Source organism: Aeromonas sp. 603757 (assembly GCF_049171255.1).
In the GTDB taxonomy this organism is placed as follows: Bacteria; Pseudomonadota; Gammaproteobacteria; order Enterobacterales; family Aeromonadaceae; genus Aeromonas; species Aeromonas veronii_A.
In genome coordinates, this window is record NZ_JAAKOE010000016.1 from 1 (window position 1) to 20,056 (window position 20,056).

The 20,056-nt window shown below is 58.6% G+C and carries 23 protein-coding genes; 10 read left to right on the forward strand and 13 right to left on the reverse strand.

All coding sequences use genetic code 11. The features are described 5' to 3' along the window. The first annotated feature begins 216 nt into the window (after positions 1 to 216). A complete protein-coding gene (locus G5332_RS14990; RefSeq protein WP_279498752.1) occupies positions 217 to 1,455 on the forward strand; it encodes a multifunctional CCA addition/repair protein in 1,239 nt (412 codons plus the stop codon). A gap of 118 nt (positions 1,456 to 1,573) precedes the next feature. Here the strand turns inward: G5332_RS14990 and G5332_RS14995 are convergent, their stop codons facing one another. Then, on the reverse strand, positions 1,574 to 3,172 hold the full coding sequence (locus tag G5332_RS14995) for a BCCT family transporter (protein ID WP_005335834.1): 1,599 nt from the start codon (positions 3,170 to 3,172) through the stop codon (positions 1,574 to 1,576). A gap of 9 nt (positions 3,173 to 3,181) precedes the next feature. Beyond that, positions 3,182 to 3,709 (reverse strand): hypothetical protein, encoded by a 528-nt coding sequence (locus G5332_RS15000; protein ID WP_069526903.1) that lies wholly within the window; start codon positions 3,707 to 3,709, stop codon positions 3,182 to 3,184. Positions 3,710 to 3,872: 163 nt separating this feature from the next. Between G5332_RS15000 and G5332_RS15005 the strand changes: the two genes are divergently transcribed. After that, a complete protein-coding gene (locus G5332_RS15005) occupies positions 3,873 to 4,352 on the forward strand; it encodes a MarR family winged helix-turn-helix transcriptional regulator (RefSeq protein WP_421311315.1) in 480 nt (159 codons plus the stop codon). Between the two features lie 71 nt (positions 4,353 to 4,423). On the opposite strand, the gene G5332_RS15010 is transcribed toward G5332_RS15005, so the two are convergent. Continuing rightward, entirely contained in the window at positions 4,424 to 5,005 is a 582-nt protein-coding gene (locus tag G5332_RS15010; protein ID WP_421249632.1) for a YjaG family protein, read from the reverse strand. Between the two features lie 162 nt (positions 5,006 to 5,167). Between G5332_RS15010 and G5332_RS15015 the strand changes: the two genes are divergently transcribed. Then, positions 5,168 to 6,112, forward strand: coding sequence for a D-2-hydroxyacid dehydrogenase (locus G5332_RS15015; protein ID WP_266135387.1), 945 nt, complete (start codon positions 5,168 to 5,170; stop codon positions 6,110 to 6,112). A gap of 72 nt (positions 6,113 to 6,184) precedes the next feature. Here G5332_RS15015 and mepM read toward each other — a convergent pair whose 3' ends face one another. After that, entirely contained in the window at positions 6,185 to 7,522 is a 1,338-nt protein-coding gene (gene mepM / locus G5332_RS15020; RefSeq protein WP_421249634.1) for a murein DD-endopeptidase MepM, read from the reverse strand. A gap of 260 nt (positions 7,523 to 7,782) precedes the next feature. Between mepM and G5332_RS15025 the strand changes: the two genes are divergently transcribed. Beyond that, positions 7,783 to 9,081: a LapD/MoxY N-terminal periplasmic domain-containing protein gene (locus tag G5332_RS15025; RefSeq protein WP_421236111.1), complete on the forward strand. Its 1,299-nt coding sequence runs from the start codon at positions 7,783 to 7,785 to the stop codon at positions 9,079 to 9,081. Next, on the forward strand, positions 9,078 to 10,019 hold the full coding sequence (locus tag G5332_RS15030) for a TAXI family TRAP transporter solute-binding subunit (protein WP_421206171.1): 942 nt from the start codon (positions 9,078 to 9,080) through the stop codon (positions 10,017 to 10,019). Before G5332_RS15025 ends, G5332_RS15030 begins: the two co-directional genes overlap by 4 nt. On the opposite strand, the gene G5332_RS15035 is transcribed toward G5332_RS15030, so the two are convergent. Together G5332_RS15035 and znuA are read right to left on the reverse strand one after the other, a co-directional pair. Next, on the reverse strand, positions 10,014 to 10,688 hold the full coding sequence (locus G5332_RS15035; protein ID WP_042052461.1) for a transglutaminase-like cysteine peptidase: 675 nt from the start codon (positions 10,686 to 10,688) through the stop codon (positions 10,014 to 10,016). The two genes, G5332_RS15030 and G5332_RS15035, sit on opposite strands and share 6 nt — an antisense overlap. Positions 10,689 to 10,755: 67 nt before the next feature. Continuing rightward, positions 10,756 to 11,694, reverse strand: coding sequence for a zinc ABC transporter substrate-binding protein ZnuA (gene znuA / locus G5332_RS15040; protein WP_323896567.1), 939 nt, complete (start codon positions 11,692 to 11,694; stop codon positions 10,756 to 10,758). Positions 11,695 to 11,787: 93 nt separating this feature from the next. On the opposite strand from znuA, the gene znuC reads away from it, so the two are divergent. Beyond that, on the forward strand, positions 11,788 to 12,564 hold the full coding sequence (znuC, locus tag G5332_RS15045; protein WP_005354861.1) for a zinc ABC transporter ATP-binding protein ZnuC: 777 nt from the start codon (positions 11,788 to 11,790) through the stop codon (positions 12,562 to 12,564). Between the two features lie 21 nt (positions 12,565 to 12,585). Further along, positions 12,586 to 13,365: a zinc ABC transporter permease subunit ZnuB gene (znuB, locus tag G5332_RS15050; protein WP_033115078.1), complete on the forward strand. Its 780-nt coding sequence runs from the start codon at positions 12,586 to 12,588 to the stop codon at positions 13,363 to 13,365. Positions 13,366 to 13,372: 7 nt separating this feature from the next. On the opposite strand, the gene G5332_RS15055 is transcribed toward znuB, so the two are convergent. Further along, positions 13,373 to 14,263 (reverse strand): LysR substrate-binding domain-containing protein, encoded by an 891-nt coding sequence (locus tag G5332_RS15055; protein WP_040067029.1) that lies wholly within the window; start codon positions 14,261 to 14,263, stop codon positions 13,373 to 13,375. A 91-nt stretch (positions 14,264 to 14,354) separates the two neighbouring features. On the opposite strand from G5332_RS15055, the gene G5332_RS15060 reads away from it, so the two are divergent. Continuing rightward, complete coding sequence (locus G5332_RS15060; RefSeq protein ID WP_040067030.1) at positions 14,355 to 15,212, forward strand: DMT family transporter; 858 nt, start codon at positions 14,355 to 14,357, stop codon at positions 15,210 to 15,212. A gap of 3 nt (positions 15,213 to 15,215) precedes the next feature. On the opposite strand, the gene G5332_RS15065 is transcribed toward G5332_RS15060, so the two are convergent. After that, complete coding sequence (locus G5332_RS15065; RefSeq protein ID WP_043826081.1) at positions 15,216 to 15,803, reverse strand: uracil-DNA glycosylase family protein; 588 nt, start codon at positions 15,801 to 15,803, stop codon at positions 15,216 to 15,218. Positions 15,804 to 15,902: 99 nt separating this feature from the next. On the opposite strand from G5332_RS15065, the gene rarD reads away from it, so the two are divergent. After that, a complete protein-coding gene (gene rarD, locus G5332_RS15070) occupies positions 15,903 to 16,793 on the forward strand; it encodes an EamA family transporter RarD (protein WP_421311317.1) in 891 nt (296 codons plus the stop codon). On the opposite strand, the gene G5332_RS15075 is transcribed toward rarD, so the two are convergent. Continuing rightward, complete coding sequence (locus G5332_RS15075; RefSeq protein ID WP_216952096.1) at positions 16,775 to 17,509, reverse strand: substrate-binding periplasmic protein; 735 nt, start codon at positions 17,507 to 17,509, stop codon at positions 16,775 to 16,777. The two genes, rarD and G5332_RS15075, sit on opposite strands and share 19 nt — an antisense overlap. A gap of 45 nt (positions 17,510 to 17,554) precedes the next feature. Here G5332_RS15075 and G5332_RS15080 point away from each other — a divergent pair, with 45 nt between their 5' ends. Beyond that, the gene (locus G5332_RS15080) at positions 17,555 to 17,899 is read left to right on the forward strand and encodes a GIY-YIG nuclease family protein (RefSeq protein WP_216952097.1); all 345 of its coding nucleotides are present in this window, start codon (positions 17,555 to 17,557) and stop codon (positions 17,897 to 17,899) included. A gap of 79 nt (positions 17,900 to 17,978) precedes the next feature. On the opposite strand, the gene pspG is transcribed toward G5332_RS15080, so the two are convergent. From pspG to G5332_RS15100, 4 genes are all read right to left on the reverse strand, one after another. Further along, the gene (pspG, locus tag G5332_RS15085; protein ID WP_216952098.1) at positions 17,979 to 18,197 is read right to left on the reverse strand and encodes an envelope stress response protein PspG; all 219 of its coding nucleotides are present in this window, start codon (positions 18,195 to 18,197) and stop codon (positions 17,979 to 17,981) included. Positions 18,198 to 18,242: 45 nt separating this feature from the next. Next, the gene (locus G5332_RS15090) at positions 18,243 to 18,449 is read right to left on the reverse strand and encodes a PspC domain-containing protein (RefSeq protein ID WP_124241612.1); all 207 of its coding nucleotides are present in this window, start codon (positions 18,447 to 18,449) and stop codon (positions 18,243 to 18,245) included. Between the two features lie 2 nt (positions 18,450 to 18,451). Beyond that, a complete protein-coding gene (gene pspA, locus G5332_RS15095; protein ID WP_421263375.1) occupies positions 18,452 to 19,114 on the reverse strand; it encodes a phage shock protein PspA in 663 nt (220 codons plus the stop codon). Between the two features lie 211 nt (positions 19,115 to 19,325). Beyond that, a complete protein-coding gene (locus G5332_RS15100; RefSeq protein WP_421172394.1) occupies positions 19,326 to 20,054 on the reverse strand; it encodes a 1-acylglycerol-3-phosphate O-acyltransferase in 729 nt (242 codons plus the stop codon). Positions 20,055 to 20,056: the final 2 nt, after the last annotated feature.

The following is a 20,056-nucleotide window of genomic DNA, read 5'->3' on the forward strand; positions in this document are numbered from 1 at the left end:
TCTGGTGTCTGGTGTCTGGTGTCTGGTGTCTGGTGTCTGGTGTCTGGTGTCTGGTGTCTGGTGTCTGGTGTCTGGTGTCTGGTGCGGCAGCGTAAGGCCTCGTCACGCCCAAGTCAAAGCCGCGCTGACTGGCGCTGCGGGCAGGTGGTGCTCAGGCAGCAAAGCGGTAACAAAGACGATATACTCGGCCCCACGATTGATGACGGGAGAGACGGTTTGCAGACTTATCTGGTTGGGGGCGCAGTGCGGGATCGCCTGCTGGGATTGCCGCAGGGCGACAGGGATCATCTGGTGGTCGGCGCCACCGTGGAGCAGATGCTGGCGCTGGGTTTTACCCAGGTCGGTCGCGACTTTCCCGTGTTTCTTCACCCCAAAACCCAGCAGGAATATGCCCTCGCCCGTACCGAACGCAAACAGGGTCAGGGTTACACCGGCTTTGTCTGCCACGCCGCCCCCGATGTGACCCTGGAGCAGGATCTGCTGCGCCGGGACCTCACCATCAACGCCATCGCCGAGGATGATCAGGGCCAGCTCCACGATCCCTACGGAGGCATCAAGGATTTGGAAAAACGGCTGCTGCGCCACGTCTCTCCCGCCTTTGCCGAAGATCCGCTGCGCATCTTGCGGGTCGCCCGCTTCGCCGCCCGCTTCCACGCTCAGGGCTTTACCATAGCGCCGGAGACCCTCACCCTGATGAGCGAGATGACGGCCGCTGGCGAGCTGGCCCACCTCACGCCGGAGCGAGTCTGGAAGGAGCTGGAAAAAGTGCTGCTGGGGCCAACCCCGCAGATCTTTATCGAGGTGCTGCGCCAGTGCGGCGCCCTGAAGGCGCTGTTCCCAGAGATTGATGCGCTGTTTGGCGTCCCCGCCCCGGCCAAGTGGCACCCGGAGATCGACACCGGCATCCACACCCTGATGGTGCTGGAGCAGGCGTGCCGGATCTCCCCGGAATTGACCGTCCGCTTTGCTGCCCTCTGCCACGACCTTGGCAAGGGAGTAACCCCCAAGGAGTTCTGGCCCAGCCATCATGGTCACGGCCAGAAAGGGCTGCCGCTTATTCGCGCTCTGTGCGAGCGGTTCCGGGTACCCAATGAGTGCCGGGATCTGGCGCTGCTGGTGAGCGATCTGCACACCCACATCCATATTGCCTTTGAGCTCAAGCCCGCCACCCTGCTCAAAGTGTTCGACAAGGCTGATGCCTGGCGTCGCCCCGAGCGCTTTGCCCAGTTGCTGGATGCCTGCCGCGCCGACTTCCACGGCCGCACCGGTTTCGAGGAGCGGGTCTACGCCGAGCCGGACTATGTGGCCGAAGCGCTGGCTGCCGCCCAGGCAGTGCCGGTGAAAGAGATAGTGGCGGCCGGTTACAAGGGAGAAGAGATCAAGGAGCAGCTCGCCAAAAAGCGCACTGATGCCATTAGCCGCATCAAGGATGAGTGGACCTTTATCGAGGAGTAACCTCGGCCCCATAACAGACGGCCGCCCTGATGATGAGCTCCGCAAGGAGAGCATCGCCAGGGCGGCCGTTTTGCATCCAAGTTTATATGTAAGGGGGCGCTAACCCCTGCTGGTGCTGTTATGCCGGACCAATTCGCTCCATCAGGCTCATATGGGATGAGCCATCGTGGCGCTTGAGATTCTGGCGATACTCGAACTGGCGCTGGCTCTCCTGCTTGAGCCCCAGCATCAGCGAATAGCACATCGCCAGCATGATCACCGAGAAGGGCAGCGCCGCTATGATGCTGGCCGCCTGCAAGGCTGCCAGGCCGCCAGAGACCAGCAGGATAGCAGCAACCAGCCCCTGCCCCAGACCCCATACGGCGCGGTGCAGTACCGGCGGCTCCTGATCACCGATGGAGAGCAGAGTGGTGATGACCAGCGTGCCCGAGTCACTGGAGGTGATGAAGTAGGTGCAGATGAGCAGGGTCAGCACGGCCTTGGCGATCCAGCCGAAGGTATCCCAGTGCAGCAGTTCGACCGTCTTGTAGAGCGCCAGCGTCACATCCTGATTGACCGCAGCGACCACGCCGCCACCGCCAAACAGCTCCAGATTCATCGCCGTACCGCCAAACACGGTGAGCCAGAACATGCCGAGCAGCGAGGGTACCAGCAGCACACCGAGCACAAACTCGCGAATGGTACGCCCCTTGGAAATACGGGCGATAAACATGCCGACAAACGGCGCCCAGGCAATCCACCAGCCCCAGTAAAACGCCGTCCAGCTCGACTGCCAGGCCGAGGTGCCGTTGGCCTCGGTGTTGGTCCAGAAGCTCAGTTTGACGATGTTCTGCAGGTAATCACCGATGTTCTGTACATAGGCGTTGAGGATATAGGTGGTCGGCCCCAGCACCAGAAAGAGTGCGAGTACGAAGACGCTCAGCCAGATATTGAGCTCGGAGAGGATCTTCACTCCGCGCCCGACCCCGGAGACCGCCGAGAGGGTGGCGATCAGGCTGATGCCACCAATCAGCCAGAGCTGGTTGGACTGCGACACCGCCATACCAAACATCTGGTTGAGGCCGGTATTCATCTGGGAGACCCCCAGACCAAGGGAGGTCGCCACCCCGAAGACGGTGCCGAACACGGCCAGCACATCGGCCGCATGGCCCCAAAAACCGTAAATCCGCTCGCCAAGGATGGGGTAGAGCACGGAGCGGATCGCCAGCGGCAACTTGCGCCGGTAGCTGAAAAAGGCAAGTGACAGGCCGACGATCACATAGATGGCCCAGGGGTGCAGGCCCCAATGGAAAAAGGTGAGGCGCATGGCGATCTGGGCCGCTTCCGGGGTCATCCCTTCGGTAATGAATGGATTGCCCTGCAGATGGTTCATCGGCTCGGCGATGCTCCAGAACACCAGACCGATCCCCATGCCTGCGCTAAAGAGCATGGAGAACCAGGCGAAGTAGCCGAACTCCGGTACCTGGTCGTCGTCACCCAGCCGGATGCTGCCAAAACGGCTGAACATCAGGTAGACAGCGAAGAACAGGAACAGGGCGACCACCAGAATGTAGTACCACTTGAACCCGGCAATAATCTGATCCTTGGCACCGACAAACCAGGCGGCCGCGGTATCGGGAACAAATACGCCAAACAGCAAAAACAGGGTGATCACGGTGAGGGCCGTCATGGCCATGGTCGGGTTGAGGCCTTTCAATAGCCCTTTGCTTGCTCGCATCCAGCCTCCTTAGTCGTTGTTGAAAAAGTCTTCGCCCACATGATCACCGGCACCGCCGATGGCGCGATAGACCAGTTTGCCAGCCGCCTGTTCGCGGTGATCTACCAGCGAAACCGAGGGCTGGCCGTTCACGGCGTGACGCTTGCCGAGGAAGATGGCCATGGGGACACCCAGATTGGAGACACCGCTGGTGATCCAAAGGCGGTTGAAGTCGTAAGAGCCACCGATGAACTCCAGCTGGGCCAGGCCGGTATCGAGGCCGGTCAGATAGAAGTTCATGGCACTTTCGTCAGGAAAGAGGTGCACCAGCACATAGGCGTAGCGCAATTCATTCACCAACTCCTTTAGGTTGAAAGTACCTGTCTCACTGCAAGAGAGGGGTAACTCACCATCATAGTGGTGTACTTTGAGGTTGTTGGGGTCTTCATCATAGGCAGGCTGATAGCGCACAAAAGCCGAGGTATCAGGCAGTTCATAGCGCACTCTGACCACACGTAACTCGGCCACCAGAGACTTGATATCCAGCTCGTCATTCATCATTTAGCTCCTCAAATGTCAGGGTGAATTCCGTGAAATGTCCGTCAACCTAACACAAAATTGATTAGAGCAGAAATTATTACAACAAAAACCATATTGACCTTGTGACGAATTAGGCGGAAAATTTTGCCCCTCTCCATAGCCTTCCAATGATGCACACCCCATGGAAAAACATGATGAAGTACTGGTCGCCCTGCGCCAGATTATTCGTGCCATCGACATGCACTCCAGGCGCTTGATCAAAGAAGCCGGGCTCACTTCCCCGCAACTATTGCTGCTAAAAGGGATCGACGAGCTGGGACAGATCTCCATGCGTCAGCTGGCCGATCACACCAACATGAGCCAGGCCACCGCCACTACCATCATGGACCGATTGGAGAGCCGTCAACTGGTGCAGCGCGTTCGCAGCAATACCGACAAGCGCAAGGTTCACGCGACACTGACTGACGCAGGCCGCGCCCTGCTGGCCCAGGCCCCGACCCCGCTGCAAGAGCGCTTCATCCAGCGTTTTCAGGCGCTGGATGCGTGGGAACAGACCCTGCTGCTCTCCTCCCTGCAACGCATCTCCACCATGATGAATGCAGACGAAATCGACGCTGCCCCGGTGCTGAGCGTCAGACCCCTGACCGAAGAGCAAGCTTAAACAGCCACAGAATGACAGACATAAAAAAAGCTCCCGACCGGGAGCTTTTGTCTATCAGGCACCGGAGATAATTACTCTTCCAGGCTGATACCGATATTGGAGACGCCATCCTGAGAGGCGAATGCTCTGATAGCCAGGATACGATCGCTGTCGCGCTCATGGGCAACCCGCTTGAGCAACTCGACCTGAAACTCCAGCTCGGCCTCCATGTACTCGTGCTCGTAGAGCTCCTCTTCTGTCAGCTCCCGCTCCTCCAGCAGCTCGATAAAACCGGCCACAGTGCCAACGGAGGCATGGCTGGCATCGTTGGCCTCTTCGCCAACCCGGCAGATCACCGAGTTGTAGGCGCAGCCCAGTGCCACACAGGCATCCAGCGCCGGATAGGCGCCGTAGGATTCAAACTTGCGGGGATCCGGGATATGGGCTTCTAACTCTTCGAGAATGGCTCCCAGATTGACACGTGAGCCCTTGACGGTCAGATAGTTCCACATCTGATCCAGCGCGTGCCGGAAGGCATCTGCATTGCCAAAACCGGAAGCCTGGCTGAACAGGGCATAGTTGGGGTACATGCGCTCTGCCAGCGCCAGGGTGTAGACGGTCTGTTGCCAAGGCTGTAGCTCGGCCAGTCGCTTATAAAACTTGTCACCAAACACTGGAGTCGGATCCTTTGCAAAATGTGGGGCAGATTGTAGCCCACGAGGGGCGTGGCGAAAACGAAAAAGCGCCCTGGTCGGCTATGTTGCGCTGGCAACTCGGGTAAGATGGGACGAGAGCGGCATCTTGTCGCGCCGCAAATTCTGATAAGGAACAAGAGTATGAGCCAACGTACCCTTCTTTTGCTCAGCCAGGATAATGCTCACTACGAACGTCTGCTCAAGGCGGCCAACCTCCCTCATCTGCGCATTCTGCGGGCCGACAACCCGAGCGATGCCGAACAACTTATCGGCGAGGCCCATATTCTGCTGGCAGAGCCAGCCCGCGCCAAGCCACTGCTGCCCAAAGCCAACAAGCTGAGCTGGTTCCAGTCCACCTATGCCGGGGTCGACGTGCTGCTCGATCCGGACAGTCGTCGCAACTATCAGCTCACCAACGTGCGCGGCATCTTCGGCCCGCTGATGAGCGAGTATGTCTTTGGTCATCTGCTCAGTCTGACACGCCAACTTCCTCTCTATCGGGAACAACAAAGACAACGACTCTGGCAGAGTCACCCCTATCAGGGGCTCAAAGGGAAAACCATGCTGATCCTGGGTACCGGCAGCATTGGCCAGCATATCGCCCACACCGGCAAACATTTTGGTATGAAGGTGCTGGGCATCAGCCGCAGTGGTCGGGAGCGTGCCGGGTTTGACCAGGTTTATCAGCTGCCTGCGCTCAACAAGATGCTGGCGCAGGCCGATGTCATCGTCAGCGTGCTGCCTGCCACCCGCGATACCCGTCATCTCTTCAATGCCGCCCGCTTCGAACACTGCAAACCGGGCGCCATCCTGTTCAACGTCGGTCGTGGCAGCGCTGTACACTCGGGCGATTTGCTCACCGCACTGCGTACCGGCAAGCTGGCAATGGCGGTGCTGGATGTATTCGAGCAGGAGCCGCTGCCCGCCGACAGTCCACTGTGGGGACAACCCAACCTCATCGTCACCCCCCACAACAGCGCCTACAGCTTTCCAGAGGATGTGGCCCAGATATTTGTACGCAACTACATTCGCTTTATCGATGGCCAGCCACTGGATGGCAAGATTGACTTCGACAAGGGTTACTGACCAACACTGCGCATGCAAAAAAGCCCCGCCAGTCTGGCGGGGCTTTTTCATTTCAGCTAGTGGCTACAGCGATTAACCGGCGGCCAGCTCCTTGCGGTAGCTCTTCACCTTGGCCAGGAACTGGCGACGCTCCTTGCCACTGAGCGGTTCAGCCATCGGCAGCTTGGCGGTCATGGCATTAACCGGACGGTTGTTGATCCGCAGCTCGTAATGCAAGTGAGCACCAGTCGAGCGACCGGTATTGCCGGAGAGGCCGATCTTGTCGCCCATCTTCACCCGCTGACCGGTTTTGACCAGCAACTTGCTCAGGTGCAGATAACGGGTAGAGAGGGTTCGACCGTGCTTGATGACGATATAGGTACCCGCCAGCGGGTGGCTGGTCGCCTTCTGGACCACACCGTCACCCGTGGCCAGTACCGGGGTACCCACCGGAACGGCAAAGTCGGTCCCCTCGTGGGGACGGATAGCACCAGTCACAGGATGCTTGCGCGCGGGGTTGAAGTTTGAGCTGATCCGGTAACGACTGTGGGTCGGATAACGGCGGAAACCACGCTCCAGGCTGTTGCCCTGACCATCGTAATAGTTGCCATCATCGGAGAGCCAGGCCGACACCGTCTTGCCCTGACTGATCATTTCCACACCCAGCAGCTGGCTGTTACCGGTGCTCTTGCCCTCGACTGTCTCCTGGCGTACCAACACCTTGAATTTATCGCCCTTTTTCAGATCCTGGGCAAAGTTCAACCGCCACTGGAACAGGTTGGCAATCTTCTGGATATGATTGGCAGGAATGCCAGCATTGCGGGCACTGACATAGAAACTGCCGTTGATCACGCCACTGTAACGCTGCGGCTGCCACTCGACCTTCTCGTTGATCATGGAGGCAGTATAAGCATCGTCACTGCGCGCCATCACCAGCGTCTGCTTGATGTTCAAGCGGATCTTGAGTTGTTGCAGAATGTTGTCCTGATCGATCAGCAGCTCTATGGTCTGGCCCGGTTTCAATCTGGCCAGATAGTTCTTGCTGTCCGCATCAAGTACCTTGTAGAGAGTAGTGGTAGAGAGTCCCAGATTGTTAAAAATGGCGGTCAGGTTCTCACCATTACGCACCCGGTAATCCTGCCACTGCGGTGCGGTATCAACAGGGATATCGTCCTCTGCCGCACTCTGATCAACCAGTTCGTGGTCGGGGATTTCGTTAAAATCGGTGTTGTTTTCGTTGGTTGCTGTACCGGCGGTATCAATGGGCAACTCAAGACGCAGCGGCCGCTCGAGGATGTCACCCGGAGCTGGCAATAATGCCACTGCTGACAGGGTCATGGCCGTCAGCATCAGCATGGCGTAAAAGTGTTTGCGGGGAACCGGTGGTTCCCAATTGGCAGCCTGTACTACCAAGGGACGGAGACGTTTCATCCGCTATCCTGTATTTAGATCTAAAGAGTGTGAGTTGCGATGTCAGTTGTGACAAAACCGTATAAAACTGTTTGTTGGACACAAATAGTTACAAATAGTTCATCACAATCTGCATGAACCTCACATTTTATGCATAACCCGCCCGGATGGGCAGAAATGATCGTCTTTTTTAACCATTTTTTCCTATTTTTAAGAACCGGGTCGGATTCGATACTGAATAGAAACCCAAAATGTTGCGATAACTTTTCCATGGAGTGGATATGTCGTTAGCAAAACTGTTAATCAGAATAATTGTCGTCCTGTTCCTGATCGGTGCAGCGCTGCTGTTTGCACTGGAAGTCACGACAGTCCGCCAGTCAATCCTTGATCAGATGTCGGCCAATCTGGAGACCGCCATCACAGCCCTTGGACTGGTACTGCAAGGCACCCTGCTCAATGATGATCAGGTGCTGGCCGAAACCATCGTCAATGCCATGTTCGATGGCGGTTTCGTCAGCTCGGTCATGCTGGTGGATCCGGATGGTCAGGTGCTGTTTCAGAAGGTATTCCACTCTACCCAGCAGAATGTTCCCGGCTGGCTTCCCTCGGTTATCGGCATGCCCCCTGTCAAGATTGAGCAAGAGTTGACCGATGGCTGGCGCATGCTGGGCACTCTGACCCTTGAGGGACATAGCGGCTACGCCTATCAGCATCTGTGGAATGCCATCAGTCGCACCGGTCTGGCTCTGCTGGCGGGCCTCGTCGTATTTACCCTGATCATCTCTTTGGTGTGCAAACGCCTGCTGCATCCCCTGGAGCAGATCAACCTGCAGCTGATCCGTATCCGCAAACACCAGTTCAACAGCACCCTGCCCACCCCCTGGTTGCAAGACCTCAAAGAAGTGGCACTTTCCATCAACCAATTGGTTTCCGAACGCAAACGGGATCTGCTGCAACAACGACTCAAAATCACCCAGCTGGGAAAACAGCTGCCACTGACGCCCCCACAGCCGCTGCAAGGAGTGAGTCCACTGCCGGAAGGCGGGCAACTGCAAAAATTTGTCTCCACACAAGGGGAAATCGCCCTCTATCAGCGTTTCTTGCCCAGTCAGCCCCTCGGAGCCGACAGCGATCTCGCGACCATCCATAGCACCCTGGAGTTATGGCAGCGCTCCCATATAGAGGGGATCTTGCTACCCCTCTCCCTGCTCAATCATCCGCAATGGTCAGAAATCGCCCCTCTGCTAAGCCAGGGCCGCGGCAAAACACTGGATTGGCGCTGGGATGTGGCCACATTCCCTGCCCATGGCCAAGTCACATTGGCTGCGTTGCAGGAAAAGGGGTGTGAGCTCGCCTTCAGCGCCATTCCCCTCAATGCGGATACCTTCAATCAACTTGACCCGCTCAATCCCATCTTTATCAGCTGTCAGCTGACCGATGAACCGCTCTACTGGAATCTGCTCTCCCAAACCATGCATGCTGCTGGCTATACCCTGCTGGCAGAATCGGGAGAGTGTCGCGACATCGACAAACTGCGGACCTGGGGTATCGATGGTTATGCCAAGGAGACGCAATCATGAAGAAGCTCGCCATGCTGTTGCCCCTGCTGTGGCAACCCTGCCTGATGGCTGAAACCGTCACTATAACCACCGGGGGTGAGCAGGGGATTTATCACCAGATAACCAAAGAATTTTGCCGTCTGGCTCATGAGGTCGACGAGCAACTTGCGTGCAAGCTGCAGAGCTCATCGGGTTCAATAGAAAACCTGAAGCGACTGAAGAGTGGCGAGTCCTCCTACGCCATGGTGCAGTCAGACTGGCTGTATCAGGCAAGCAAGGGCTTGGGCCCTTTTGCCACGCAGCCGCAACCTGAGCTGCGCGCACTATTTGCCACCCATGCAGAGCCCTTCACCATAGTGATACGTGCCGATGGAGATATCACGTCACTGGAACAGCTCAAGCTCGCCCCCATCGATATGGGGTTGAAGAACTCGGGTACCCGCCAGACGGCGCTGGCCCTGTTCAACATCTTGGGAGCGAAAGAACAGGATCTCGATCTGAAGAGCATGGCCAACCTGCCGGATGCGCTCTGTAGCAAGCAGATCGATGCATTTGCACTGGTGATGGGACACCCTAACCGGATTGTGCTCGACACCGCCAAACGTTGCGCGGTCACTTTCCTCCCCATCGATGGGGCCACCCGGGATCAGCTACTCAAGGGTGTCAAATATTACCAACGCAGTCAGGTGCCTGCCCGCATCTACCCCGGCAATCTGAAGGCGACGCCCACCTTTGCTATTGCCGCCACCCTGGTTACCAATGCCACCATGCCGGAAGAGTCTGTCTATCGCCTGACCAAGGCCATGCTGACCCAGCAAACCAAATTCAATGAGCAAACTTATGGCTACGCCAATATGTTTCACCGGGCACGCAATAAAACCGGCCCTGTGCTGAGCATTGAACAGCATCCGGGCGCGGCGAAATATTTCGATGAGTTGAAGGCGGCGGGCAAGCTATAGCTGACGACGAGGAGAGCGCAGTTGCTCGCTGGAGAAACGGGTCTTCATCGATGTCCACTGCGCCAGCCGATCGGCACTCCCCGCCAGCGTCCCTTCCCGCCGTGACTTCATGATCCAGATGCTTTTGGCATCGAAACTGTAAACGGGAATGAGATCGGTACGCTTGCTACCCGGCAGGATCCGGCTGTTGATGTTGTCGAGCACCAGTGGATCAGCCTTGGGTGTCGGGAAGTAGAGCGTCACCATGTGGAACTGGTTGTAACGCACCGCCTTGACGTAGGCCAACCGCAGCTTCTTCTCATCCACCCCCAGCTCCATCAGGGTGTAGTACTTGGAGATGCTGTAATCCTCGCAATCCCCACCCCGGGCACCGATGAACTCCAGCGGATTGGCCCAGTAATCCTCATCTCCCCACAGCTTGGGGTCTTCACTGTAGGTGAGATTGTTGAAGTAGTTGTTCACCAGCTCGATCTTCTGCTGATCCGTGGTTCCCGCTCTGGGAGTGAGCAGACGAGAGAATGCCTCGGCCCGCTGGATGGCGCGGCCACCGTACACCTCCTGCAGTTTGGCCCGCAGATCGGGGCTGGCAATATATTCGGAAAGGCGCGAAGCCTGCACACTGGCGCAACATAGCGCCAGTGTGCAGGCCGGGATCAACAACCATTTCATACCGGACACTCCATGTCAGATGCTGGAGGTCAGTATAGTCCGTCCGGATGAGAGACTCAGCCGCTAATCAGCGACATTGGGCAAATGCGTCTGCCAGTTGTTGCATGAATTGGGGATAACCATCCGGGCCGAGCGGCACCTGTTCACCCACCTCATCAAGCAACAGCACCTTGGCGCCAGTATTGCGTGCCACCGATTCGATCACTGCCGGTGAAAATTGCGGCTCGGCATAAATGCAGCTCGCCTGCTTCTCTTCCAGTGCCTTGCGGATATCCACCAGGGTCTTGGCGCCCGGGCGACGCTCAGGGCTCACGGTAAAGTGACCTTTTGAACTCATGCCGTAATGGCGCTCCCAGTAGCCATACGCCTCGTGGAAGACAAAGTACCCCTTCTCATTCACTGCCTTCATCTGGCCGGCAATCACCTTGTCCTTGGCATCCACCTTGGCATCAAATGCCGCGAGGTTGGCGTCATAGCGAGCCTGATTGGCCGGATCCAGCTTGCCCAATTCACTTGCGATCGCCTTGGCAATCACCTTGGCCTGCGTCGGGCCAAGCCAGATATGGGGATCGACCCCTTCGTGATGATGTCCCTCATGCCCTTCATCATGATCATGGTTACCGTGCTCGTGGGCGGCATGATCGTGATCATCATGGTCATGGGAGTCATGACTATCCTGAGTCGCGTAGTTGAACAGCGGCATTCCCTCAACCTGAGTCAGGGCCAAAGCATGGGGATGATTGGCCAGCGGCTTGGCCATAAACCCTTCCAGCTCGGGGCCAACCCACACCACCAGCCCAGCACTGTTGATGCTGCGAATATCGGAGGGACGCAGGGAGAAATCGTGGGGAGAGGCGCCGGTCGGCAACAATACCTTGGGCTCACTCACGCCGTCAGTGATCGCTGCTGCGATGAAGCCAAGGGGCTTGATGGTGGTCAGTACCTCAATGGCACGAACAGGCAAACTCACCGCCAGCAGGGCAGTGAAAAGCGCAATAATTCTCATTGGTGAATCTCGTCAGGGGGTGAGTATGTGATAATATAACAGCCGCTTTTTGTTATATTATAACTCTCACTGGCTGTAAACCCCGGAGTTGTCATGAGCCAACTGGTAGAGCTGAAAGAGGTCTCTCTCTCGTTTGATGGACGCTCTGTGCTCGACAAGGTCTCCTTTACCCTCAATAAAGGCAAAATCACCACACTAGTCGGCCCCAACGGGGCGGGCAAGAGCACCCTGAGCAAGCTGGTGCTGGGCCTGCTCACGCCGGATTCGGGCAAGATCACCCGCAGCCGCGATCTGAGAGTCGGCTATGTGCCACAGCGCCTCTATCTGGATCCCACCCTGCCGCTGACGGTGCGACGCTTCCTGCAACTGGGCAAAAACAGCCGTCTCTCCATCGAGGAAGCTCTGGCCCGGGTGGGCGCAGAGGGATTGCTGGAAAACCGGATGCAAAAACTCTCCGGTGGCGAGATGCAGCGGGTACTGCTGGCTCGCGCCCTGCTGGTCAAGCCCGAGCTGCTGGTGCTGGATGAACCGGTGCAGGGTGTGGATATCACCGGCCAGATTGAACTCTATGCTCTCATCGGCCAGCTCGCCGCCGAGTTCAATTGCGCCGTGCTGATGGTCTCCCACGACCTGCATCTGGTGATGGCCAGCACCCACGAGGTGATCTGCCTCAATCGCCACGTCTGCTGTCATGGCGAGCCGGAAAGCGTGGCGCGCCACCCCGAATTTGCCCGTCTGTTCGGGCGACCGGAGCAGGAGGTGCTGGCTGTCTATACCCACCATCACCACTGCGACGGCGAACACCATCATCATGAACCGCAGGCCCCCGTCATCCGCCTGCCTTCTCGCAACAACGCTCACAGCAAATAGCGCAAGCAACAGGACATTCAAGTGGACAGCTTTCTGTTATACGCCCTCGCGGCCGGTCTCGGCATCGCCCTGCTGGCCGGCCCCCTCGGCAGCTTCGTGGTATGGCGCAAGATGGCCTATTTTGGCGACACCCTCTCCCATGCCTGTCTGTTCGGCATCGCGCTGGGCATCCTGCTGCAGGTCGATCTCACCCTGGCGGTGGTGGTCTGCTGCCTCGCCATGGCGATGCTGCTGGTGATCATGAGTCGCAACCAGCAGGTGGCGACCGATACCCTGCTCGGCATTCTGGCCCACAGCGCCCTGTCGCTCGGTCTGGTTACCTTGAGTTTTATGGATAACGTCCGGGTGGATCTGATGGCCTACCTGTTTGGCGACCTGCTCTCGGTACAACCGATGGACCTGCTCTGGATCTACGGCGGTGGCGCACTGGTGCTGCTCACCCTGTGGCGACTGTGGGATCCCCTGCTCTCCATGACCATCTCGGAAGAGCTGGCACGGGTAGAGGGGATCCGGGTCGATGTGCTGCGCTGCGTATTGATGCTGCTGATCGGGCTGGTGATTGCCGTGGCGATGAAGTTTGTCGGGGCGCTGATCATCACCTCCCTGCTGATCATCCCTGCCGCCACCGCCCGCCGCTTTAGCCAGACACCGGAGCAGATGGCCGGCTTTGCCGCGCTGATTGGCTGTCTCGCCGTGCTGGGTGGATTGACCCTCTCCTGGTATCAAGATACTCCGGCAGGCCCCTCTGTCGTCGTCTGCGCCACCAGCCTGTTTGTCCTAAGCCAGTTCAAGAAAGCTTGATGCAGCGCTAGAGCGGCATGCTCTGGCGTGTCTCCATCATCAGCCACTGGCGCAACCGGCTGATGGCGGGCTCATGGGCCCGCGAGCGCTTGCAGGTAAAGTAGAAGGCATCCCCCGTCTCCAGCTGGTGTACCGGCAAGGCCACCAGCTGGGGATCATCGGGCCGCAGCATGTAATCATTCACGAATGCCACCCCCTGATCCCAGGCCGCCGCCTCCATCGCCAACAGCACATGGCTGAAGTGGTGCATCCGTGCCTCGTCCGGAATAACCAGCCCGCCGGCCTTGGCCCAGCGCTGCCAATCCTCCCCCCGCGCCTTGTAGATGGACTGCACCGACAGCAGCGGCAACTGCCAGATGGCCTCAGGCCACTCCCCGCTGATCTGCTGCAACAGGCGGCGACTACAGACCGGAAAGAGCCGCTCCTGATAGATAAGATCGTGGCAGTAGCCCCGTCCGTGGGGTGAGACTGTGATAAAGCAATCCGCCACCCTATCAGATAGCTCAGGATCTTCCGCCACCATCTCCAGACTCAAATCCAGCTCGGGGTAGAGCTGGCGCAATCCAGCCAACCGCGGGATCAGCCACTTAACCGCAAACGAGCTGTAGACCGCGAGGCGCAACCGCATCTCGCCGCCACCGCGCAGCTGTTCGCTGCTCTGGGCAATCTGGCTAAGCCCGGCAGCAATCCCTTCGAAGTAGCTCTCCCCCTGGGTTGTCAGCGAGAGCAACCGCCCCTGACGCAGCAGCAAGCGCTCACCCAGAAAATCCTCCAGCAGACGGATCTGGTGGCTGACCGCACTCTGGCTGACGTTCAGTTCCAGAGCGGCGCGGGAGAAGCTGAGCAGCCGGGCCACCACCTCGAAATATTGCACCGCACGCAGGGGAGGAAGCTTCATTATCTAAATATCTCATGAATGGTCATTTTTTATCATTTTACTGGATATCAACCGGCACGCTACCCTCCCCTCATCTGAAGTGGGAGGTGGTATGAATGCAGTAGGGATCGGCATCCTTTATCTGGTGCTGGGCAATATGGTGGCGGTTTTTTCCGATGCGCTGGTCAAGGTACTGGAGCCGGATCAGCCCATCTTCCAGTTTGTCTTTTTCCGCCAGCTCTCGGCCGCCATTCTGCTGATGCCCTGGCTGCTCTGGTCATGGCGCCGCAATCCACCGGTGGCCATCAAGTGGCACCTGCTGCGGGCCCATATCTGGGCGGTCGGCGTCTGTCTGATGGTAGTGGCCCTCACCCGCTTGCCGCTCGCCACTGCCAACGCCCTCTTCTATGCCGCGCCGCTGATGATGGTACCGCTGGCGGTGTGGATGGCGGGGGAAGCGATCTCGCGCCAGAAGGTGCTGACCGCAGTCATCGGATTTATCGGGGTACTGATCGTGCTGCGCCCGACCGAAGTGAACTGGGCCGCACTGGCGGCGCTCGGGGTAGCGCTGTCGATGGCGCTCAACAATCTGCTGATCAAGCGGATCCCGCTTAAGCAGCCCATCGCCCAGACCCTGTTTTTCACCAACGTGCTGAGCATGCCCTTCATTCTCGCGCTGGCCTTGTGGGAAGGGGGCGACTGGCAGTGGCAGATGTGGTGGCCCGCCTTCGGCTCCTCGGCGCTGATCATGGTCTATGCGGGATTGTGCGTGGTGGCCTATCGCAAGGCGGAAGCGAGCAAGATCGCCTCGGCGGAGTACACCGGTCTGCTGATGGCGGTAGCCATCGGGGTATGGCTGTTTGACGAGCAGCCGGGTCTGCCGCTGCTGCTGGGCTGTATCTGTATCGTCCTGCCGCTTATCGCCATGGCGCGCAGCAAGCCAAAGCCGCTGGCCGAGCCAGCGGTCTAATACTCAGGGTCGTTTCAGCAAAGGGGCGACCCTTTGCTGCAGATGAGGGATGACCTCCTGCTCGAACCAGGGATTCTTTTTGAGCCAGAGGGTGTTGCGCGGTGAAGGGTGAGGCAACGGCAGCCAGCCTGGGCCATAGTCAGCCCAGCTGCGCACCGTGTCGGTGAGCGATCCCTTGGCAGCTCCCCGCAGGTAATGGGCTTGTGCATACTGGCCGATCAGCAGGGTCAGTTCGATATTGGGCAACAGCATCAATACCTTGTCGTGCCAGGTGGGCGCACATTCTGGGCGCGGCGGCAGATCGCCGGATTTTCCCCTGCCGGGATAACAGAGCCCCATCGGCATGATGGCGATGCGGGATTCGTCGTAAAAGGTGGCCTTATCGACCCCGAGCCACTGACGCAGCCTGTCACCGGAGGGGTCATCCCACGGGATACCGCTGGCATGCACCCGGGTGCCGGGCGCCTGACCGATGATCAGCAAGCGGGCACTCTCGGCCCCGCGGATCACCGGACGAGGCCCCAGCGGCAGATGAGCCTCACACAGACGGCAGGCCCTGATTTGCTCAAACAACTTATCGATTCGCTGCATGACGTTGATAGTACCAGCATTTCCCTGTTTTCCCTCTTGTGGAAACAGGGCGCGCCCCATACTATCGCCATGAGTGTTTAATTTAATAAACGGACAATAATGAAAAACTGGCTAGGTACCGGCACCGCGACCCTCTCCTTCATCCTGTGGGGGATGCTGCCGCTCTATTATCAATTCATGCCTGAGGTCAACATGTGGGAGCTGATCTCCCACCGGGTGCTCTGGTCTGTGGTGCTGCTGGATGCCCTGTTTTTGCTGCTTGGCCACAAGGTGCCCTGGGCACAACTGCGCAGCGAGCCGCGCCAGCTCGGCCTCATTCTGCTGGCGGGCCCCGTGATGTCCATCAGCTGGTGCATGTTCACCTGGTGCCTCACTACCGGGCAAGTGCTGACCACCAGCCTCGCCTTCTTTATGACCCCGCTGTTCAATATCGTATTCGCCGTCATCTTCCTCAAAGAGCGACTCACCCCGCAAAAGCATCTGGCGGTCGCCCTGGCACTAGCGGGGCTCGCCTACATGCTCTTCTGCTACGGCCAACTCCCCTGGTTCTCCCTCATCATGGGGGCCAACTTCGCCTGCTATGGCCTTATCAAGAAGAAGATCCACTACGACACCGGCACCAGCCTCTATCTGGAAGCCATGGTGCAACTGCCCGTCGCGCTGATCATCATCGGCACACTGGCGTGGCACGGGGAAGGGGCATTCGTGAACGGGGATTTGGCCGACAAGCTGCTGCTGATGGGCAGTGCGCCCGCTACTCTGCTGCCGGTGGGGCTCTTCTGCTATGCGGTGGCGAGAACCCGGATGAGCACGGTGGGGCTGCTGCAATATATCGAGCCCAGCCTCGCCTTCCTGCTTGCCATCTACTGGTTTGGTGAGGCGCCGGACCCCATCAAGGCGGTCGGTTTCGCCTTTGTCTGGGCAGGTCTGCTGGTGAGCCTGTTGCCGCTGCACCGACTCAAGCGCCGCCCTCAGGGCTTACCGCGATAGGACTCCAGCACCTTGTGCCAGCGGGGATCCTTGTCCATCTGCTCGGCGATGTCGTTGAGGGTGGCATGCAGCTCTGGGCGAGATTTGGGCAGCAGGATATGGCGGGTATAGCTGGATTGGGGGAATGGCGAGATAAACAGCTTGCCCTGATAGTGGTTTGAGTCGATGAAAAAGCCCAGCGCGGAGCCAGGCACCATGGTCACATCGATGCGGCCGCGCACCAGCAGCTCAAGATTGGTCTTCACCTTCTTGGCATCGTGACGCTCCAGCTCTCCCCTTGCTGCCGCATCGTCGATCCCCTGATAGCGGTAGCCCTCCACCCCGCCGAACACCAATCCCTTGAGGGAGTCGGGTCCGCGATAGGTGATCGGCTTGTCGATGTTCGAGATTAGCTCGTTGGTGTCGCGCATCACCGGAAAGGTCCAGAGATAACGCTCGCGATGGGGATCCCCTACCCAGGCGGGATTGACCCAGACCACCAGGCCATCAAAGTCGGGATCCGCCATCTCCAGCGCCAGCCGGGCGCGATTAACCAGCCAGAGCTCGATTCTGGGTTCCCCCCCCAACTTTTCATTGAGATACTTGACCAGCTCGCGGCTCAGTCCGGCATCCACTCCGGTATTGAAGGGCGGATGCTGATGGTAATCGTAGAGACGGATCGTCTCCCCCAGAGCCGGAACCGACAACAGTAACCACAACCAGAACCAGACTCTCATCGCACCTCCTTGCACTGCTTTTGAGTTTGGCACAGAGAAGTACAAATGATAAAACCTCCTGACGGGATATCCCCGCACGCCTCTCCCCCCTCTTCTCGCTGGTTTATCTATATGGTGCGCACCGCCACCGGCCTGCTCTATACCGGGGTCAGCACGGATCCTCAACGTCGTCTGCGTCAGCACCAGAGCGGCAAGGGGGCTCGCGCCCTGCGCGGCAAGGGCCCCTTGACGCTGGCTTGGCAGCAGGAGGTCGGCGAGAAGGGGGCAGCCCTGCGCCTCGAATATCGCCTCAAGCAGCAGCCAAAATCCTTCAAGGAGCAGCTGATCCACAGCCCGGCACTCTGGCAGAGCTGGAGCCCGCAGTGGTTACCCGAAACGACCCGACCTTAAGGGTTACAGCTAAAAAAAGGCCACTCGATGAGTGGCCGAAAAGGGGAAATCAGGGAGCATTTCATAACTTGTTGCACAACTACAGATAGGTATTGTTGCGCTGACGACGGTGGCTGATGAGCCAACAGACTGCCAGCGCGACCAGCAGCCAGGGGGCCAACTTGACGATCAGGGCAAGCATGCCGCTCAGCAGCCCCAGTAGTACAAACACGCCGCTGACCAGCAGCATGGCCACCAGGGTAAAGCCGGTCAGCGCCATGACCAGCAACACTCCCAGCAAGATGAAAAATTCCAGCATAACTTGCTCCTTACGGGCTCTCTGTGCCGCGGGGCTGCCTTGCGGTCAATCCAGCCAGCGTTTCAATTCATAACGGGGCGGCATCACCAGCACCGCCAGCAGATAGGCAGCCAGTGCCAGCGGTGGCACCAGGATCAGGGCGAGCAGGGCTACCACTCGCACCGTCACTCTGGAGATCCCCAGCCGTTGGGCAATGCCGGCGCAAACGCCAGTCAGCTTGCGATGGACAAGATCCTTGGGCCAGGGAGTCATGGTTATACCTCCACCTTCTGCCCCTTGAGACGGGCCAGCTCGCGCTCTATCTCGTCATTGAGCTCCAGCTCGCGGAACTGGGCCTCCAGCGAGGGATTCTGCCCCAAAATGGCCGCCTCCAGCTGGGCTTCCAGCTGATCGACCCGGCCTTGAAAACCGTCAAAGCGCGCCATCAGCTCATGCATGCGCTGGTTGTCCACCTGAGCGCGAGCACGAATGCGGCTGTGGGCCGTCTGCTCGCGCAGGGTCAGCAGTTTCTGCTTCTCCCGCGCCTCGGTCAGCTTGGCTGCCAGTCGCTCGCTGTCGGCGGTAAGCTGGGCCAGCACCTCGGCCACCCGGGCCTTGTCCTGTTCCAGCTGTTCACATTTCCTGGCCTCCGCCAGCTTCTCGGTGAGGGCGGCACGGGCCAGCTCCTCACGGCCTTTCTGGATGGCGAGCTCGGCCTTGGCCGACCACTCCAGGATCTGCGCCTGCAACCCCTGCTGGTGACGCTCCAGCTGTTTCTGTTCAGCAATCACGCGGGCGGCCTGGGTACGCATCTCGACCTGCACCTGCTCCATCTCTTCGATCATCAGGCGCAGCATCTTCTCCGGCTCTTCACTCTTGTCGAGCAGGCTGTGCAGGTTGGCATTTATCACGTCGGTCAGGCGGCTGAATACACTCATGGTCTGGCTCCTTGTTGATGGGATTGCTATCTCTTCCCATTGCATTACAAGAGCCGTGCCAAGAAAAATTATTGTTGTTTTACATATAGATGGGAATTTATCGAGGAAATTCAAGAAGGGTTTGTTGGTGAAAATAGCCAACCAGGTGGTGATTTTTACCAATAAAAAAGGGAGCCTGAGGCTCCCTTGTCGATTCATCTGCGATATCTAGTCAAGCTGCGTGGCTGTGGCCCAGCTTGCTGTCCAATTCGGCCAGCTTGGCCTCCATCCTGGCACGGCACACTTCGGAGAGCTCGCGAATGCCAGCGGCACCGTGCTCCTTGCTGCAGACCGGTGCCATCACTTCCACCAGCACTTCGCCGTTGTCCCAACGATTGAGGTCGATCTGACCGAAGTAGCTGGAGCAGACGATGGGCACCACGGGCACTTCAGCCTGTACCGCAGTGTGGAAAGCGCCCGCCTTGAATGGCAGCAGGCCACGCCCCTTGGAGCGGGTCCCTTCCGGGAACATCCAGATGGAGGTGCCGCGATTCTTGATGCGATCCACCACCTGACCTATGGTGCCGATGGCACGGGAGCGGTTGGAGCGGTCGATCAGCACGTTGCCGGATAGCCAGAAGATAAGGCCGAAGAAGGGGAGCCACAGCAGGCTCTTCTTGCCCACCGCCACCACACCGGGCTGCACCGCACCGGTCACGGTGAAGATGTCGAAGTTGCTCTGGTGGTTGCAGACGTAGACCGCCGGGCCGACCGATTTCACCTCGTCGGCCACCGTCACCTTGACTCGCAACCCGATCAGCGGGCAGACCGCGTGATACATGCGAGCGAAGACATAGACGTTGTTGGGATGGCGCGGACGAACCAGACAGAGCAGCAGGCCGAACAGGAACCAGAAAATGAGCAGCAGACCAAGCAGCAGCACACGGGCAATTTTGAGCATCG

Bases quoted from the DNA above. Each gene is read 5' to 3' on its own strand.
- G5332_RS15060 (WP_040067030.1), top strand. From the start codon at position 14,355: ATGAATGCAGTAGGGATCGGCATCCTTTATCTGGTGCTGGGCAATATG.
- rarD (WP_421311317.1), top strand. From the start codon at position 15,903: ATGAAAAACTGGCTAGGTACCGGCACCGCGACCCTCTCCTTCATCCTG.
- G5332_RS15035 (WP_042052461.1), bottom strand. From the start codon at position 10,688: ATGAAATGGTTGTTGATCCCGGCCTGCACACTGGCGCTATGTTGCGCC.
- znuA (WP_323896567.1), bottom strand. From the start codon at position 11,694: ATGAGAATTATTGCGCTTTTCACTGCCCTGCTGGCGGTGAGTTTGCCT.
- G5332_RS15065 (WP_043826081.1), bottom strand. From the start codon at position 15,803: ATGCAGCGAATCGATAAGTTGTTTGAGCAAATCAGGGCCTGCCGTCTG.
- G5332_RS15075 (WP_216952096.1), bottom strand. From the start codon at position 17,509: ATGAGAGTCTGGTTCTGGTTGTGGTTACTGTTGTCGGTTCCGGCTCTG.
- znuC (WP_005354861.1), top strand. From the start codon at position 11,788: ATGAGCCAACTGGTAGAGCTGAAAGAGGTCTCTCTCTCGTTTGATGGA.
- G5332_RS15055 (WP_040067029.1), bottom strand. From the start codon at position 14,263: ATGAAGCTTCCTCCCCTGCGTGCGGTGCAATATTTCGAGGTGGTGGCC.
- pspG (WP_216952098.1), bottom strand. From the start codon at position 18,197: ATGCTGGAATTTTTCATCTTGCTGGGAGTGTTGCTGGTCATGGCGCTG.
- G5332_RS15015 (WP_266135387.1), top strand. From the start codon at position 5,168: ATGAGCCAACGTACCCTTCTTTTGCTCAGCCAGGATAATGCTCACTAC.
- mepM (WP_421249634.1), bottom strand. From the start codon at position 7,522: ATGAAACGTCTCCGTCCCTTGGTAGTACAGGCTGCCAATTGGGAACCA.
- G5332_RS15005 (WP_421311315.1), top strand. From the start codon at position 3,873: ATGGAAAAACATGATGAAGTACTGGTCGCCCTGCGCCAGATTATTCGT.
- G5332_RS15000 (WP_069526903.1), bottom strand. From the start codon at position 3,709: ATGAATGACGAGCTGGATATCAAGTCTCTGGTGGCCGAGTTACGTGTG.
- G5332_RS14995 (WP_005335834.1), bottom strand. From the start codon at position 3,172: ATGCGAGCAAGCAAAGGGCTATTGAAAGGCCTCAACCCGACCATGGCC.
- G5332_RS15080 (WP_216952097.1), top strand. From the start codon at position 17,555: ATGATAAAACCTCCTGACGGGATATCCCCGCACGCCTCTCCCCCCTCT.
- G5332_RS15100 (WP_421172394.1), bottom strand. From the start codon at position 20,054: ATGCTCAAAATTGCCCGTGTGCTGCTGCTTGGTCTGCTGCTCATTTTC.
- G5332_RS15030 (WP_421206171.1), top strand. From the start codon at position 9,078: ATGAAGAAGCTCGCCATGCTGTTGCCCCTGCTGTGGCAACCCTGCCTG.
- G5332_RS15090 (WP_124241612.1), bottom strand. From the start codon at position 18,449: ATGACTCCCTGGCCCAAGGATCTTGTCCATCGCAAGCTGACTGGCGTT.
- G5332_RS15025 (WP_421236111.1), top strand. From the start codon at position 7,783: ATGTCGTTAGCAAAACTGTTAATCAGAATAATTGTCGTCCTGTTCCTG.
- pspA (WP_421263375.1), bottom strand. From the start codon at position 19,114: ATGAGTGTATTCAGCCGCCTGACCGACGTGATAAATGCCAACCTGCAC.